This is a genomic window from Mycobacterium sp. D16Q13, assembly GCF_002013375.1.
Taxonomy (GTDB): Bacteria; Actinomycetota; Actinomycetes; order Mycobacteriales; family Mycobacteriaceae; genus Mycobacterium.
This window is the reverse complement of record NZ_MAEW01000019.1, coordinates 126,179-142,102: the sequence shown is the minus strand read 5'-3', so window position 1 is coordinate 142,102 and position 15,924 is coordinate 126,179. Positions and strand designations below refer to the sequence as shown.

The following is a 15,924-nucleotide window of genomic DNA, read 5'->3' as shown; positions in this document are numbered from 1 at the left end:
TCAAGATCGAGGTCCTTGTTGACGATGATGCTGTCGACAAGGTCGTCGAGGTCATCCTGACCGCCGCACGCACCGGCAAGATCGGCGACGGCAAGGTATGGGTGAGCCCGGTTGACTCGGTGGTGCGGGTGCGCACCGGCGAGCAGGGTGCCGACGCTCTCTGACATTCGCACAACACCGGATGATATTTGCGCTCAGTTGGTTTCGTTCCCCGGCCACTCTGCGCCCGTGCAGCTTCTATTGCGGATAGTCGTGCGGTCTGTCGTGTGAAGGCGGTCTCTACGCGCTAATGTCACCAAGGGTGGAGAGACATACCATCGTCTTTGGCAAAGACGCACTGGCGATCCGGATCGCGGAAGAGCTCTGGACCGCCGGTGTCGTCGTCGCCGCGTTGGACAGCGTCGGTGGTCTGGGCGAAGTGGAGATCGCGGCCGCCGCAGCGATCGTGTGTGCCGGGTCTGATGATGCCCAGAATCTCGAAATCGCCCTGCTGGCGCGACAACTCAACCCGACAGTGCGTGTGGTTATCCGTATGGTCAATGACGTACTTCGCGAGGCCGTCGCGGTGGACGGAGGACCGGGCGCGGTGCTCGGTGTCGCCGACCTGGCTGCTCCTTCGGTAGTCGAGGCCTGTCTGCGCCGCACTACTCACACCATCACAGCGGCCGGTACGGACTTCATCATTTCCGGAACCGATGCGCCGCGTGACGGTACGTTGCGCGAGTTGTACGGCGACCTGGCTCCGGTTGCCGTGGTGCACGGGCACGGCTCGTCCACTCCCGACCAAGTGGTGGCGTGCCCAGGACGGGATTTGCAGGTGCGCCGCGGCGACTGGACTGCCATGATCGGAACCGTCGACGAGCTCGCCGCCCAAGGCATGACGCCGGCATCAGGCACGATGTCGTCCGGGGGCCGGCGCTCTGGAGTGTCGCGGCTACTGCTCGGCATCCGTGCGTTCCGGGAGGACATGAACCCGATCTTCTTCCGCGCGCTGGGGATTGCGATGGCATTGTTGGCCGGGGCCACGGTGCTGCTGCGGTACACGTATCAGCGGCCCGGAATGAGTTACGTGGATGCGCTGTATTTTTCGACCGAAACAATCGCGACGGTGGGCTACGGGGACTTCAGCTTCGCCAACCAGCCGACCTGGTTGCGATTGTTCAGCATCTTCCTGATGTTCGCCGGGATTGCGACGACGGCGGTGGTCATGGCGTTCGTCGTGGACCTGCTGTTATCGCAGCGCATCGCCCAGAATTCGGGACGGCGTAAGGTCCGGAATCTCACCAACCATGTCATCGTGGTCGGCCTGGGGTCGTTCGGCATCCGGGTGGCGCAGGACCTGAAGGCCGCCGGGCACGACGTCGCCGTGATCGAACAGTCCGAGAACAACAGGTATCTGGCGACTGTCGCCGATCTGGGAATCCCCGTCATATTCGGCGACGCGACCCTGCCGCAGACATGGGATGCGGCGCAGATCGATGGGGCGCAGGCGGTTGCGGTGCTCACCCACGACGATATGGTCAATATCGAGACAGGCATCGTGTTGCGGAACCGGTTGGGCGCCAGATGGTCTGATGTCCCGGTGGTGTTGCGGATCTTCGACCGCAATCTCAGCACTGCGGTGGCTCAGCGGTTCGGGTTCGGTAACGTCCGCTCAACCGTCGATCTCGCGGCGCCGTGGTTCATCGGTGCCGCCATGGGGCTGCATGTGCTGAGCACGTTCTCGGTCGGTCAGCAATCCTTCACCGTCGGTGGGGTGTTCGTGGAAGACCGCAGCGAGCTGGACGGTATGCGGATGGCCGATTTATCGACGCGGACAAGGGTTGTAGCGATCAGCCGGAACGGTACGCCAATCCGGCTGCACCCGCGTCGAGACACCCGGCTGGCGGCCGGGGATACCGCCTACGTCGTCGGACCGTACCGGGAGCTACTGGAGACACTCCGCATGGGGCGTGCGAGCAGTCAGGCAACACGGTTCACGTGAGCAGACATTCTTGATCGACCACGTCTACATCGCGGTGACAGACCCCACCCGTTCGCTCTTGTTCTATGCAACGACACTGAGACCCCTGGATTGGCGCGAGCCTGGAAACTAAGCGTCGGCAGGTGGGCCTGACAGCGTGCCCGACCGGCTTGTACATCGGAGTCGTCGCAGACAACGAGGACGAGGTCAACGCCGTCTATCGCGTCGGCCTCGAGGCGGGAGGTAGAGCGGGGCGAGCCGGCCGTGCGAACTTACTACGGTCGGGGCTATTACGCGGCCAACATCGGCGACGTCGACGGCAACCACCTGGAAATCGTCCATAAGAGCTTCAACCCGAGTAGCCGCTGACCCCGCAGCGCCCCAACTGACGTCAGTTGGGGCATGAAAACCACCTCGTACCTGGTCGGGCTGACAGGATTTGAACCTGCGACCACTTGACCCCCAGTCAAGTGCGCTACCAAGCTGCGCCACAGCCCGCCGCCGCTATGAGCAGCAGACGGAAGCCTACCGTAGGTCTGGCGAGATCCTGAACTCGGATTCCCCTCGGCGGTGCGCAGATCCTGAAATCACTTGTGTCACAACAAAAACATCCGCAACATTTGGCGGCCGCTTGTCGGAGTGGCGCCCTATCATTCGAACATGAGTTCGATAGTGGATATCGATGCAGATGGCGCCCTCGCGGGGCTGACCGCTGCTGTTGACGCGCTGTCCGAACTCGATGCGCGGGCGCTGACCCACTATGAACGACTAACCATTCTTCGCGAGGTCGAGAGGATCGTTCGGAGAATCCCCGCCACAACGCATGGAATCATCAATGGGCTGGTGGCGGAGCATGTCCCGGGCCAGTTCGGTGGAACCAGTCTGGTGGATGTGCTCGCCGACACGCTGCGGATCACTCGTTCGGAGGCGCGTCGGCGCATTCGGGATGCCGCGGAGTTGGCCCCCACAGCGTCTCTCAGTGGCGAACCGATCGAGCCGGTGCTCGCGGCGACCGCCACGGCACAACGAGCGGGCACCGCGGGACATGACCACATTGCGGTCATCCGGCAGTTCTGGGATCGACTCCCCCATGCGGTGGACGCGGTATCGCGAGCGGCCGCCGAGAAGCAGCTCGCCGGGCTCACGGGAACACTCCGGCCGGACGAGCTGCGCCGGGCCGCAGAGCGCCTCCTGGCCTATCTGGATCCCGATGGCAGTCTTACCGGGGACGTTGACCGGGCCCGACGACGAGGGTTCCGGATGGGGCGTCAAGGTGCGGATCTCATGACGCCCGGGGCATTCGACCTGGATCCCGAACTGCGTTCCTACCTCGACGCGATCTTCGCCAAGTACGCAGCACCCGGCGTATGCAACTCCGAAGGCGAAACACCTTGCATAGATGGCAATCCCGATGCCGAAGCAGTGCGACGCGATGCCCGATCGGTCGCCCAGCGGCAACACGACGCGCTTAAGGCGGTGTGTCGGTCTGTGTTGTCATCGGGCGAGCTGGGCCGCCACCGCGGGCTGCCGGTGACGACGGTCATCACGACAACACTGCGGGAACTCGAAGCGGGGGCGGGCCACGCCGTAGGCGGCGAAGGGTCACTGCTGCCGATCACAGATCTCATCCGGATGGCCGGTCACGCCCATCACTACCTGGCCATCTTCGACGACGACGGGCGCGCTCTGCATCTGGGCCGGGCGAAACGGATTGCCAGCGAGGACCAGCGAATCGTGTTGACCGCCAAGGACCGTGGCTGCACCTACCCAGGATGTGACCGGTCGGCGTATCACTGCCAGGTGCACCACATGGACGAGTGGGCCTACGGCGGCAAGACCGACGTGGACGCACTCACCCTCAGCTGCGAGGGACATCACAAGCTTCTGGGGCCCAAGGATCACCACTGGCGGGCCATCCGCGGTCCAGACGGCCGTACGTGGTGGATTCCACCGGTACATGTTGATCCGGCGCGCGTCCCGCGGATCAATTGGTTCCACCACCCCGACGGCTACTTACGGGAGTAGAACGACATCGGCCCCGCCGGGGGTTAACCCGACGGGGCCGATGGGGCCAAGAGGCTTACATCAAGCTGCTTGCTTAAGCCGGCGTGATTACTCCGGGATGGTCAGAACCTGACCCGGCTGAATCAGATCGGGGTTGGCAACCCCGCTCGCGTCGGCAATCTTCTGGTACTGGTTGCCGTCACCGTAGAAACGCTCGGCGATGGCCCACAGGGTGTCTCCCGACACGACGGTGTAGGTGCGGGGCTCCGGGGCAGGAGCAGGCTCCTCCACGGCTGCAGGAGCAACCTCAACGGACTCGGTGGCCGGTGCGACCGGGGTGTCGGTCTGAGTGCCCGAAGACCAGACCGAATCCGCGCCTGCGTAAAGCACCAGGTTGCGGTCGTCTTGCAGAACCAGCTTCACGTCGGAGCGACCCTCGGTGTTGCTGCTCCACAGCGCGCCACCACCGTTGTCGTAGACGACGAAGTTGCCGTCGCCCTGCACCTCTGCGTGGCCAGCGGTGTGTCCGCTGGTGTCCGAGGCCCAAACGGGGCTGCCGCCGTCAGTCAGAACCAGGTTGCCGTCATCCTGCAGAGTCAGCGTGTACGCGCCGTTGTTCGAGGTGAGGCTCTGTCCCGAATCCAGCTTCTGACCCTGGGTGAGTGTGTCCGCCACTGTGTTGCGCCTTTCGTAGGTGGTTTTGCTACCGCCGCAGGATGGTAGACGGTCAAACCAGCCTAGGTCGGCAAACCGAAAAAGTGGGCGATTCCGATCGGGTAGATCTCAACACGAGCGCGAATATTCGGTGAACGGAGCCTGAGAAGGCAATGTGCATGAGGTCTTTTAGCTTGCGCCCGTTGCTATCTCATCGGCAGCTAGCGCTTGGGTCCGCGCTTCTCGCGCATCCGAACATTCACCCTGATGGGAGTGCCTTCGAAGCCGAAGCTTTCGCGCAGTCTGCGCTCAAGGAATCGGCGGTACCCCGCCTCGAGGAAACCGGTGGTGAAGAGCACGAAGGTCGGTGGCCGTGACGTGGCCTGGGTGATGAACAACACGCGCGGCTGCTTCCCGCCGCGCACCGGAGGCGGCGTCGCGGCAACCACTTCCTTGACCCAGGTATTGAGCTGACCGGTGGAAATTCGCGAATCCCAGGAGCGCAGCGCAGACTCCAGCGCGGGCACCAATTTCTGGAGTGCCCGGCCGCTCTTCGCCGAAATGTTCACGCGTTGCGCCCAGCTGAGCTGCGAAAGCTGAAGGTCTACTTCACGTTCAAGGAGGTCGTGACGATCCTCGTCCACCAGATCCCATTTATTGAACGCGAGTACCAATGCGCGCCCGGACTCGACCACCATGGACAGCACTCGCTGGTCCTGTTCGGTGATGGGCTGGGATGCGTCCAGGAGCACGATCGCGACCTCGGCGGCCTCGATGGCCCCATGGGTGCGCAGCGAGGCGTAGTACTCATGACCGGAGGCCTGTCCGACCTTGCGGCGCAGACCGGCCGTATCGACGAAACGCCAAGTCTTGCCGTCGAGTTCGATCAAGGTGTCCACGGGGTCAACGGTCGTTCCGGCGGTATCGTGCACCACCGACCGCTGGTCCCCCGAGAGCTTATTCAGCAGAGAGCTCTTGCCCACGTTGGGTTTTCCGACGAGAGCCACGCGTCGCGGGCCACCCTCCCCCGATCCGCGTGCGGACACCTGAGGCAGGTCCGCGACCACGCGGTCGAGCAGATCCGCGACCCCACGCCCGTGCATAGCGCTGATGGGAAAGGGCTCACCCAATCCCAGAGACCACAGCGTTGCCGCGTCGGCCTCGGCCCGGTCGCTATCAACCTTGTTGGCGGCCAGGAAAACTGGCTTACCCGAGCGGCGCAGCAGCTTCGCCGCGTCTTCGTCTGTTGAGGTTGCACCGACCGTGGCGTCGACCACCAGGATGATGAGATCCGCGGTCGCCATCGCGTGCCGCGCCTGTTCTGCTACGAGCTGTTGCAGGCCGGAGGCATCGGCCTCCCACCCACCGGTGTCTTGCACGGTGAATCGGCGATCCATCCATTCGGCGGGATACGAGACACGGTCCCTGGTCACCCCGGGTATGTCTTGGACAACCGCTTCGCGCCGCCCGATGATCCGGTTCACCAATGTCGACTTGCCGACATTGGGGCGGCCGACCACCGCCACCACGGCAGGCGGGGCACTCGGTTCCTCGGCCGCCTCGTCTTCGGCGAATTCGTCGAGTTCCCACTCGCTTTCATCGACCCATGTGCCGTCGGTCATCGGGACGCCCCTGCCTTTGTTCGCACCAAGTCCAGCAGGTGGGCCACGACCTGGTCCTGTGTCATATCGCTGGTGTCGATCTCCACCGCGTCATCGGCCGGACGCAATGGCGACACCGCTCGTGTCGAGTCCAAATGATCGCGGCGCTGCACGTCGGCGAGCACGCGGTCGTACTCGTCGGCTCCGCCGCCGGAAACGTTCTGCGCATTACGGCGCTGAGCCCTGGCCTGTGCCGATGCGGTGAGATAGATCTTCACGTCGGCATCGGGGAGCACGACGGTGCCGATATCGCGGCCCTCTACCACCACCGCACCACCACTGCCCTCGGCCAGCTCGCGCTGCCGCCGCACTAGCCGCTCGCGTACTGCCGGTACCGCAGACACCGCGGAGACCGCGCCGGTGACCTCGGTTCCCCGGATGGGAGTTGAAACATCTTCTCCCGCAAGCAGAGCTGTCTGCGCATCGGGATCGGATCCCACCGACATGGGAACCTGTTCGGTGGCAGCGGAGATGGCTGCGGGATCGTCGAGGTCGATACCGGCGCGCAGCACCCAGAGCGTCACGATCCGGTACATGGCCCCGGTGTCCAGATATGCGGCGCCGAGCTGCCGGGCCAATTCCTTGGCCACCGAAGATTTTCCGGTGCCGGACGGGCCGTCGATGGCGACCACGACGCGCGTCACAAGCCCACCGCCTTGTACAGCGAGCCGATCTCGTCGCGGCCCAGAGCGCGCAGGCTCCCGGGACGTTGATTGCCCAGCACCACATCACCGATCTTGGTGCGCACCAGCTCCAACACCGGATGACCCACGGCGTCGAGCATCCGCCGCACGATGCGATTGCGTCCCTCATGCAGGGTCAGCTGGATCATGGTCTGGCCGTCCACAGTGCCGAGGAACTTGAAATCGTCAATCTTCGCCGGTCCGTCGGCGAGCTCCACGCCATCACGCAGCTGTCTGCCGAGGCCACGCGGCACCGTGCCTGCCACCGTGGCGATATACGTCTTGGGCACCTCGTAGGAGGGGTGCATAAGACGGTGAGTCAGCTCTCCGTCATTGGTGAGCAGGATCAGCCCGACGGTCTCGGCGTCGAGGCGCCCCACATTGCGCACGCCCTGATTGCTTCGCACCCGCTCCTCGATCAGCTTCCCGATGCAGGGGCGACCCCGGTCGTCCGACATGGTCGACAGCATGCCGTAGGGCTTGTTGAGCGCCAGGTACACCAGTTCGGAATTCATGATCACGCGTACGCCGTCGACACGAACCACGTTGACCGCCGGATCGATTCGCCTGCCCTGTTCGGTCACGATCTGACCGTCCACTTCGACGCGACCCTCATAGATCATCCGCTCGGCTACCCGGCGTGACGCAATTCCCGCTTGCGACAACACCTTCTGGAGTCGAATTCCCTCTTCGCTCATTTCAGTCCTGATCAACAGTAAAGGCGGGTGCGGCGCCGTCAGCGGGCGTCCGGTCGAGCCGCGCGAACCGCGGCTCGTCGCCGAGGTTTTCGGATAGGTCGTCGATCACGTCGATATCGGGAAGAAGCGGTGCGATATCGGGAAGGTCCGTCAATGAGGTCAGCCCGAGCCGCTCCAGGAACAGCTCGGTGGTGCGGAACATCACAGCGCCGGATTCATCATCGGTGCCGGATTCGGCGATCAACCCGCGCATCAGCAGCGTCCGCATCACGGCATCGACGTTCACGCCGCGGACGGCACTGACGCGGGATCTGGTCACCGGCTGTCGATAGGCCACCACGGCAAGGGTCTCGAGTGCGGCACGGGTCAGCTTGGAACGTGCACCGTCCAGCAGCAGCTTCTCGACGTAGGGGGCGTACTGGGCACGGGTGTACATACGCCAGCCGTCCACGGTCTCACGAAGGTCTATTCCGCTGGCGCGATCGGTCAGGATCTCGGAAATCCGTTGCAGCGCTTCGGCTACGCGGTCCAGTGGCTGGGCGACGACCGCTGCCACCGCCGAGGCACTGATGGGTGTGTCCACCACCAGCAAGAGGGCTTCGAGAGTGCTGATGAGTTCCTCATCGGCCATCGGGACGAATTCGTCCGCACCCGATTCGGCGTCGCCAGAGGCTTCCGAGTCGGATTCCAGGGCGCTGATCTCGGTGTCGACGGGGGCGTCGAGATCAGTGGACTCCCGCGACCCCTCGACAGGGATCGTCTGCTCACTCATGCGTAGTCCACTGCCTTTTCTAGATCATCCTGCGCCGGGCGCTCACCGGTCCATGAAACTTGGAGCGGTCCAAGCGGTTCGGATTGCTCGAATAGTACCGCCTTGGAGCGGTAGAGCTCGAGGACGCCCAGGAAGCGGGCCACGATCTCGATCGGTGCCGCGCATTCGGCGACCAGCTCCGTGAACGTCATCCACTGTCCGGCGCCCCGCGCGGACAGCAGTTCGACCATCCGTTTGGCGTGCTCAGGCACCGAAACCCGGGGAATATGCAGATGGCTCAGACCCACCGTCGGCACCGGCCGGGGGGTGAACGCACCGGCGGCAAGCTGGGCGAATTGCTCCCCATCGAGCCCGAGGTGGACCGGCGGAAGCAGCTCGCTGAACCGCTCCTCCAACGCCACCGCGCGCGGGTACGAGCGCAGCGCCGCAGCCTCCAGTTCGGCGAACATCTCCGCCACATGCTTGAACGCCCGGTATTGCAGCAGCCGCGCGAACAGCAGGTCACGAATTTCCAGCAGGGCCAGGTCGTCGGAGTCGTCCACCTGGCCCGAGGGCAGCAACCGCGCCGCCTTCAGGTCCAGCAGGGTGGCCGCCACGACCAAGAAGGCGGTGACCTCGTCCAGGCTGTAGGTGTCGCCCAACGTCTTGGTGTAAGCGATGAACTCATCGGTCACCTGATGTAACGCGACCTCGGTGACGTCGAGCCGATGCTGCGAAATGAGCTGCAGCAGAAGGTCGAACGGACCCTCGAAGTTTGTGAGATGAATCCGGAAGCCGTGCGTATCGGCGGCCTTCGGTTCCGGTTCCAGCGCAGCGGAGTCGGAGACTGAGGGCTCCATGGAAGTCGCGACCGGATCAGACATAGTCAGCGCTTCCGGTACCTCAACCGTCACGATTCGAACCGGTCGATTACCTCGCGAGCCAACGAGATGTACGCCTGGGCACCGGAGGATTTGGGTGCCCACGTCGTGATGGGCTCCCCCGCCACGCTGGTTTCCGGGAAGCGGACCGTGCGGGTGATGACGGTGTGGAAGACCTGGTCACCGAATACCTCGATGACCCGGGCCATCACCTCACGCGCGTGCAGGGTGCGGGCGTCAAACATGGTGATAACGATTCCGGACACCGACAGCTTGGGGTTGAGCCGATCGCGCACCTTGGCCACGGTGTCGGTGAGCAACGCCAGCCCGCGCAGCGAGAAGAACGCGCATTCCATCGGGATGACGACGCCCTCGGAGCACGCCAACGCGTTCACGGTCAGCAGACCGAGCGACGGCTGGCAGTCGATGAGCACGTAGTCGTAGCGGTCGAGTACCGGGTGCAGCGCGCGGGCCAGCGAGTGTTCCCGGCCCACCTCGTTGACCAGCTGAATCTCGGCCGCAGACAGGTCGATGTTGCTGGGGATCAGGTCGAGTCCCTCGACGCGAGTACGCATGAGGACGTCGTCCACCGATACGCGGGGCTCGACCAGCAGGTTGTGCACCGTGGTTTCGAGTTCGTGGTGGGCGATTCCCAGGCCGGCCGACAAAGCGCCCTGCGGGTCCAGGTCGACGAGCAGCACCCGTCGGCCGTACCCAGCCAGCGCGGCACCCAGATTGATGGTCGACGTGGTCTTACCCACCCCGCCCTTCTGGTTGCACATCGCGATGACCTTGGCCGGCCCATGGCTGGTCAGCGGCTTTGGTTCGGGGATGTCTTGGTGAGGACGACCGGTGAGGTCAAGGTCGCCGTCGCCGGCGGGGAAGTCAGCGTCGAGACTGCCGTCCGTCACGTCACCTCCCGGTCATCTGCTTGACCCTCTTCGCGCACCCGGCTCATCGAAGGCATTCGGGCAAGTCTAGTGGGGTTACGCCTCTCGGTAGCGGCAACCCGCGCATGTGGCGACTACTAACGGGCCCGGGGATGCGCACCAGCCCACACTTCGCGCAGCGAACTGACGGTGACCAGCGTGTAAATCTGTGTCGTCGTCACCGAGGCGTGGCCGAGTAATTCCTGCACGACGCGAACATCGGCACCACCTTCCAAGAGGTGCGTTGCAAACGAATGTCGCAGCGTGTGCGGGGACACCGCGGCACTGATCTTGGCCCGCTCGGCAGCGTCGGCGAGCACCTGCCAGGCGCTTTGGCGTGACAATCGCCCACCCCGTGAGTTCAGGAACAGCGCGGGCACGCCACCGCGTCCTCGTCGCGCCAGATCCGGACGGCCGCGTACGAGATAGGCCTGAAGCGCTTCCACCGCGGGGCGCCCCACGGGCACCAGCCGCTGCTTGCCGCCCTTGCCCCAGAGCAGGGCTGAGCGGGCCTGGACGTCGACATCGTCGACATCGAGCCCCACGGCCTCGGAAATGCGTGCCCCGGTCGAATACAGCAGTTCCAGGAGCGCGCGGTTGCGAAGATCGAGCGGGCCGTCCGTGGCACCTCCGCCCGCCGCGGCCAACAGGGCCTCTACTTGGTCGATCGTCAGGCTCTTGGGCAGCCGCCGATTGGGGGTCGGCGGCTTGACGGCGCGAGCGACATCGGTCGGGGCCAGCCCTTCGAGGGCTGCGAACCGGTGCAGTCCACGCACGGCGATCAGCGCGCGGGCGGCCGAGGACGCGGACAGCTCCGGCACGCCATTGTCGGGGTCGCCCCGGCGCAACGTGACCACGAAATCGCTCACATCGGATTCGGACACGTCGGCGAGGCGGTCGATCTTGCGGTCGGCGAGATGCTGCCGATAGCGGCGCAGGTCGCGACGGTATGAGCTCAGTGTGTTGGCGGCGACGCCGCGTTCCACGTCGAGGTGATCCAGATAAGACTGGATCTCACCGTCCAGGAGCCGGACCGCCACCGTCACATTCGGGCCTTACGTTGCGCGAAGGCCGTGGGCCGATCCGGCCAGGGGGCGTCCGAAGCGCGTGTGTGATGACCGGCGAGGGCCACATGCGCGGCCAGAATGCCCGCCGCGGCAATGGCATTCACGATCTCACCGGCAAGCACCATGGACACCGCCTCAGCCAACGGCACCCAGTGCACCGTCATATCGGCCTCTTCGTCATGACTTTCGCCGCGGCCCGGATGCGACAGTCCGGTGGCCAGAAAGACCCTGACCACCTCGTCGGTGAACCCGGGTGAGGCGGCGGCGTCCACGAGTACCCGCCAGGTGGTGGCCTCGACGCCGGCCTCTTCCTGCAGTTCACGTGCGGCCGCCAGTTGGGTGTCCTCCCCCGCGATATCCAGCAGGCCGGCGGGCAGTTCCCAGAGCCGGTGCCCGAGCGGATGGCGGTACTGATGCACCAGCGCGACCCGTCCGACCTCGTCGACGGCGGCGACGGCCACCGCCCCGTAATGCTCGACTACCTCGCGGATCGCGCTGCCGCCGCCGGGCATCGCGACACGATCGCGGCGCAACGCCAGAATGCCGCCCATGTACACGGGCTCGGACTCCAGGGTGAGGAACTCATGGCGTTCTCCCTCCCCGGGAGTCCCGCTACTCACTGTCAGGGTCCAGCGGAAGGCGCTCGGCCGCTTTGTATTCCATCGCAGCGCGGATGAACGCGACGAACAGCGGATGTGGACGAGTGGGGCGGCTCTTGAGCTCGGGATGGGCCTGGGTGGCCACCGCGAACGGGTGCACATCCCTCGGATACTCCACGAACTCCACCAGGTGCCCGTCGGGCGACGTCCCGGAGAACCGCAGGCCGCTCTCGGCGATCTTGTCGCGGTAGGGGTTGTTCACCTCATACCGATGCCGGTGTCGTTCGGACACGTCGGTCGTTCCGTACGCCTCGGCAACGATGGAGTCGGCTTCCAGAACGGCCGGATAGGCACCGAGGCGCATCGTTCCGCCCAGGTCTGCCTCACCGGCGACCGCCCGCACCTGATCTGCCATGGTGGCGATCACCGGGCTCGGGGTGTTCGGATCGAATTCCGCGGAGTTGGCATCGGCGAGACCGGCCGAGCGCGCCGCCTCGATCACCATGCACTGCAGTCCGAGGCACAGGCCGAGCATCGGGATGCGCCGCTTACGTGCGTAGGAGATGGCGCCCAGCTTGCCCTCGATGCCCCGGATGCCGAAGCCGCCGGGGATCAGCACCCCGTCGACATCACCGAGCGCGGACTGCGCGCCGGCCTCTGTCTCACAATCGTCGGAGGGCACCCATTTGATGTCCACCTTTGTGCGGTGCCGGAACCCGCCGGCACGCAGTGCCTCGGTGACCGACAGATAGGCATCAGGCAGATCGATGTACTTGCCCACCAAGGCGATTCGCACCGACTCACTGGGCTCGTGCACGCGTTGCAGCAGATCGCCCCACTCTGTCCAATCGACATCGCGGAAGGGCAGATTGAGCCGGCGCACCACATACGCGTCGAGCTCCTCGCGATGCAGAACCTTCGGGATGTCGTAGATGGACGGGGCGTCCGGCGTGGAGATCACGCCGTCGACATCGACGTCGCACATGAGCGCGATCTTGTTCTTGAGTGGCTCGGGCACCTCCCGATCACAGCGCAGGATCAGCGCATCGGGGGTGATACCGATGCTGCGCAGCGCGGCGACCGAGTGTTGCGTCGGCTTGGTCTTGAGCTCACCGGACGGCTTGAGGTACGGCACCAGGGAGACGTGCAGAAAGAAGACGTTGTCACGGCCGACGTCATGCCGGATCTGGCGCGCTGCCTCCAGGAACGGCTGCGATTCGATATCGCCGACGGTGCCGCCGATCTCGGTGATGACCACGTCGGGCCGCTTGCCATTGGCGTCGGGCTCGGCCATCGCCAGGATGCGGCTCTTGATTTCATCGGTGATGTGCGGGATCACCTGCACGGTGTCACCGAGGTACTCACCGCGGCGCTCCTTGGCGATGACAGACGAATAGACCTGTCCCGTCGTGACATTCGCCGATCCCGACAGGTCGCGGTCCAGGAAGCGCTCGTAATGCCCGACATCGAGATCGGTCTCGGCCCCGTCCTCGGTCACGAAGACCTCGCCATGCTGGAACGGGTTCATGGTGCCCGGATCCACATTGAGGTACGGGTCGAGCTTCTGCATGGTCACGTGCAAACCGCGTGACGTGAGCAGTTGCCCGAGGCTCGAGGCGGTCAGTCCCTTGCCCAGCGAGGAGGCAACTCCGCCGCTGACGAAGAGGTGCCGAGTGGCGGATTGAGGATGCTTGCGTAGACCTGGCAAGAAGGCTCCCGTGACGACTGCGCAGGGCAATTCTGACTGGCTCGGGGCCCTGCTGACCCACGGAACCTCACCCTAACAAAGACACCGACAACAGGCGCCGAACACGCCGCGCGGTGTGGCCTAGATCCCCTTTTTGTGGCCGTCTAGGGCACCGTGATGGAGGTAGCTCCGGGACCAAGTCCGTACCGGCCCGAGTGGCCGTCAGACTGTTCCCGCAGCGCCAGGACGGTGGTGATGCGGCCCGAGGCCATCTCCACGTCGTCGACGGTGCTCGCCGCCGAGGCCATGGAACCGTCGGCCCGGGTCACCGCGATCGATGCGATGCCATTGGCCGATCCGCTGCGGCCGACGAGGACGGTGCCGGAGCCGCGCCGATCCAGCGCGGCAGCGAATCGCGCCACGCTGGACCCCTTGTTCCCGGCATCGTCGGGTAGTGCTCCCCCGGTCACGATCACCGCGAGGTTCCCCGCCGACACCTGTCCGTCGGTGTAGGTGATGAATCCGCTCTGACGCAGCGCCGACAATGCGATGTCACGCTGCTCGTCGGTCACCGGCGGTGCCGGTTCCTCCGGTTTGTGCGGGGCAATCTGTAGCACGATGCCGACCAGGTCACCGGCCTGCGATCCCTGGTCTACGACATCGGTGCGCAGCTGGGTCCCGGCGGGCAGGATCGATGAGTTCACGATGGTGCGCAGCCGCTCACCTTGATTGGCGTCGGTGAACTGGTCGGTCAGCCCGACTCGGCCCGATACCGATCCGCCGGCGGTGGATATCAGCTGGGCGATCCCGTCGACATCGGAACGGTCTGCCTCCGGGGTGGTGAACAACACCACCTTTCGATCGCTCAGGACATCCTTGACCATTCGAGGCGCCATGGTGGCATCGAAATTGCTTGCGGCGTTGAGCTTCTCGTTGAGAGCGTTCTTGTCCTGATTGAGGTCTTCGATCTGCCGCTGCTGGGTGCGCTTGTCGTCGCGTAGACCCGACAGGAGCGTGTCGTTGAGCAAGCCGGAACCGAGTATGACGCCGACCGCCAGGGCGAGGAAGACCGCGGCGAGGGATATTGCGTGCTGGCGCAGAGTGATCACGGGTAGCTCAGCTGACTAGGTTCTGCACCCACACCGTCAGCCGGTTCCAATAGGCGAGCAGCCATTCGGCCGCGCTGTCGCCCGCGCTGGTGACCCACAGCATCGTGATCACGGCGACCAGTACCGCCAGGATCAACAAGGCGATCGCCCCACCGGAGAACCGGTTGCGGTACAGCGTCGCAACGGCCTTTGAGTCGACAAGCTTGGCACCGACCTTGAGCCGGGTCAGGAAGGTTGACGGATTGGACTGCTGGCGTTCGCGATCGAAGAACTCTTCGATGGATGCGGTATGCCCCACCGTCACGATCAACGATGCGCCGTGGTGATCGGCCAGCAGCAGCGCCAGGTCGGCGGCCGAACCCGCCGCCGGGAAGGTCACAGCGCCGACTCCCAGGTCCTGGATGCGCTCGAGCCCGGCGGCGTGCCCGTCGGCGTCGGCGGGAAGAACAACCTGCGCGCCGGATTTCAGGACATCGTTACTCATCAGCAGCGGGTCCCCCACCACGATGAGCGGCCGGTAGCCGGCCTTGCGCAGGATGTCGGCGCCGGTCCCGACTCCGATGAGAACCGGTTGGTACTCCTTGATGAACGGCTTGAGGTTCTTCAGGTCGTGGGCGGCACCCACGCCGTCGGACACAACGATGACATGGCGATTACGCAGGTCGATGTCGACGTCCGGGATACCGATGCCGTCGATCAGCAGCGGACTCTCGCTGCGGATGAACTCGATGGTGTTGCCGGAGAAGGCCTCCAGGTGCGCGACCAATCCGGTCTTGGCCTCGGTCATCAGGTGGTGCACATCCGCATCGGTGCGCGGCGTCCCGGCGATGAGGCGGCGGTCACCGTTGTAGATGCCGCCGTTGTGCACGCGAACCGTGGAGCCGTCCTTGACCTTTTTGAAGACCTCGGGTCCGATGCTGTCGATGAGGATGATGCCGTTGGCGACCAGCACCTCGGGCCCCAGATTCGGGTAGCGACCGGAGATCGACGGTGAGACGTTCACGACGGCGCTGACGCGCGCGTCGACGAGAGCGTCTGCCGTGATCCGATCCAGATCCAGGATGTCGATGACGGCAATATCACCCGGATTGAGGCGTTGGAGCAGCCGGTTGATGTCCCTGTCGGTCCGTACTGTTCCGACGATGCCAGGCCGGGAGCTGCTGCTTCGAGTGAGCATCGTGGTCAAGTTCATACAGCTGATGATGGCTCGCGGGGCAGCTCAGGCAGTGGAGGCGCGC

At 64.8% G+C, this 15,924-nt stretch carries 15 protein-coding genes and 1 tRNA gene; 3 read left to right on the top strand and 13 right to left on the bottom strand.

Features of this window, described 5'->3' with window-relative positions:
• Together B4400_RS20180 and B4400_RS20175 are read left to right on the top strand one after the other, a co-directional pair.
• On the top strand, positions 1 to 164 hold a 164-nt coding region (locus tag B4400_RS20180; protein ID WP_286151580.1), incomplete at its 5' end, for a P-II family nitrogen regulator.
• Positions 165 to 289: 125 nt separating this feature from the next.
• Positions 290 to 1,984 (top strand): potassium channel family protein, encoded by a 1,695-nt coding sequence (locus tag B4400_RS20175; protein WP_078312347.1) that lies wholly within the window; start codon positions 290 to 292, stop codon positions 1,982 to 1,984.
• A 400-nt stretch (positions 1,985 to 2,384) separates the two neighbouring features.
• Here the strand turns inward: B4400_RS20175 and B4400_RS20170 are convergent.
• A tRNA-Pro gene (locus B4400_RS20170) sits at positions 2,385 to 2,461 on the bottom strand.
• Between the two features lie 162 nt (positions 2,462 to 2,623).
• Here B4400_RS20170 and B4400_RS20165 point away from each other — a divergent pair.
• Entirely contained in the window at positions 2,624 to 3,988 is a 1,365-nt protein-coding gene (locus B4400_RS20165) for an HNH endonuclease signature motif containing protein (protein ID WP_078312346.1), read from the top strand.
• 87 nt (positions 3,989 to 4,075) lie between these two features.
• On the opposite strand, the gene B4400_RS20160 is transcribed toward B4400_RS20165, so the two are convergent.
• The 12 genes from B4400_RS20160 to steA all read right to left on the bottom strand — a co-directional run bounded on the left by B4400_RS20160 (position 4,076) and on the right by steA (position 15,878).
• Positions 4,076 to 4,642, bottom strand: a complete 567-nt coding sequence (locus tag B4400_RS20160; RefSeq protein ID WP_078312345.1) for a LysM peptidoglycan-binding domain-containing protein — start codon at positions 4,640 to 4,642, stop codon at positions 4,076 to 4,078.
• A gap of 200 nt (positions 4,643 to 4,842) precedes the next feature.
• A complete protein-coding gene (gene der, locus B4400_RS20155; RefSeq protein WP_078312344.1) occupies positions 4,843 to 6,243 on the bottom strand; it encodes a ribosome biogenesis GTPase Der in 1,401 nt (466 codons plus the stop codon).
• Complete coding sequence (gene cmk, locus B4400_RS20150) at positions 6,240 to 6,914, bottom strand: (d)CMP kinase (protein ID WP_078312361.1); 675 nt, start codon at positions 6,912 to 6,914, stop codon at positions 6,240 to 6,242. Before cmk ends, der begins: the two co-directional genes overlap by 4 nt.
• An 8-nt stretch (positions 6,915 to 6,922) precedes the next feature.
• On the bottom strand, positions 6,923 to 7,663 hold the full coding sequence (locus B4400_RS20145) for a pseudouridine synthase (RefSeq protein WP_078312343.1): 741 nt from the start codon (positions 7,661 to 7,663) through the stop codon (positions 6,923 to 6,925).
• A gap of 1 nt (position 7,664) precedes the next feature.
• Positions 7,665 to 8,435, bottom strand: a complete 771-nt coding sequence (gene scpB / locus B4400_RS20140) for an SMC-Scp complex subunit ScpB (protein ID WP_078312342.1) — start codon at positions 8,433 to 8,435, stop codon at positions 7,665 to 7,667.
• Positions 8,432 to 9,298 carry a segregation and condensation protein A gene (locus tag B4400_RS20135; protein WP_139360379.1) on the bottom strand — a complete coding sequence of 289 codons (867 nt, stop codon included), beginning with the start codon at positions 9,296 to 9,298 and terminating at the stop codon, positions 8,432 to 8,434. Before B4400_RS20135 ends, scpB begins: the two co-directional genes overlap by 4 nt.
• Positions 9,299 to 9,324: 26 nt before the next feature.
• Positions 9,325 to 10,206 carry a ParA family protein gene (locus tag B4400_RS20130; RefSeq protein WP_078312340.1) on the bottom strand — a complete coding sequence of 294 codons (882 nt, stop codon included), beginning with the start codon at positions 10,204 to 10,206 and terminating at the stop codon, positions 9,325 to 9,327.
• A 116-nt stretch (positions 10,207 to 10,322) separates the two neighbouring features.
• A complete protein-coding gene (gene xerD, locus B4400_RS20125; RefSeq protein WP_078312339.1) occupies positions 10,323 to 11,270 on the bottom strand; it encodes a site-specific tyrosine recombinase XerD in 948 nt (315 codons plus the stop codon).
• Positions 11,267 to 11,911 carry an NUDIX domain-containing protein gene (locus tag B4400_RS20120; RefSeq protein WP_078312338.1) on the bottom strand — a complete coding sequence of 215 codons (645 nt, stop codon included), beginning with the start codon at positions 11,909 to 11,911 and terminating at the stop codon, positions 11,267 to 11,269. The genes xerD and B4400_RS20120 overlap by 4 nt, the downstream gene beginning before the upstream one ends.
• Positions 11,904 to 13,598 carry a CTP synthase gene (gene pyrG / locus B4400_RS20115; protein WP_078312337.1) on the bottom strand — a complete coding sequence of 565 codons (1,695 nt, stop codon included), beginning with the start codon at positions 13,596 to 13,598 and terminating at the stop codon, positions 11,904 to 11,906. Before pyrG ends, B4400_RS20120 begins: the two co-directional genes overlap by 8 nt.
• A 143-nt stretch (positions 13,599 to 13,741) precedes the next feature.
• On the bottom strand, positions 13,742 to 14,686 hold the full coding sequence (locus tag B4400_RS20110) for a copper transporter (RefSeq protein ID WP_078312336.1): 945 nt from the start codon (positions 14,684 to 14,686) through the stop codon (positions 13,742 to 13,744).
• Between the two features lie 7 nt (positions 14,687 to 14,693).
• Positions 14,694 to 15,878, bottom strand: a complete 1,185-nt coding sequence (gene steA, locus B4400_RS20105; protein ID WP_078312335.1) for a putative cytokinetic ring protein SteA — start codon at positions 15,876 to 15,878, stop codon at positions 14,694 to 14,696.
• Between the last annotated feature and the right edge of the window lie 46 nt (positions 15,879 to 15,924).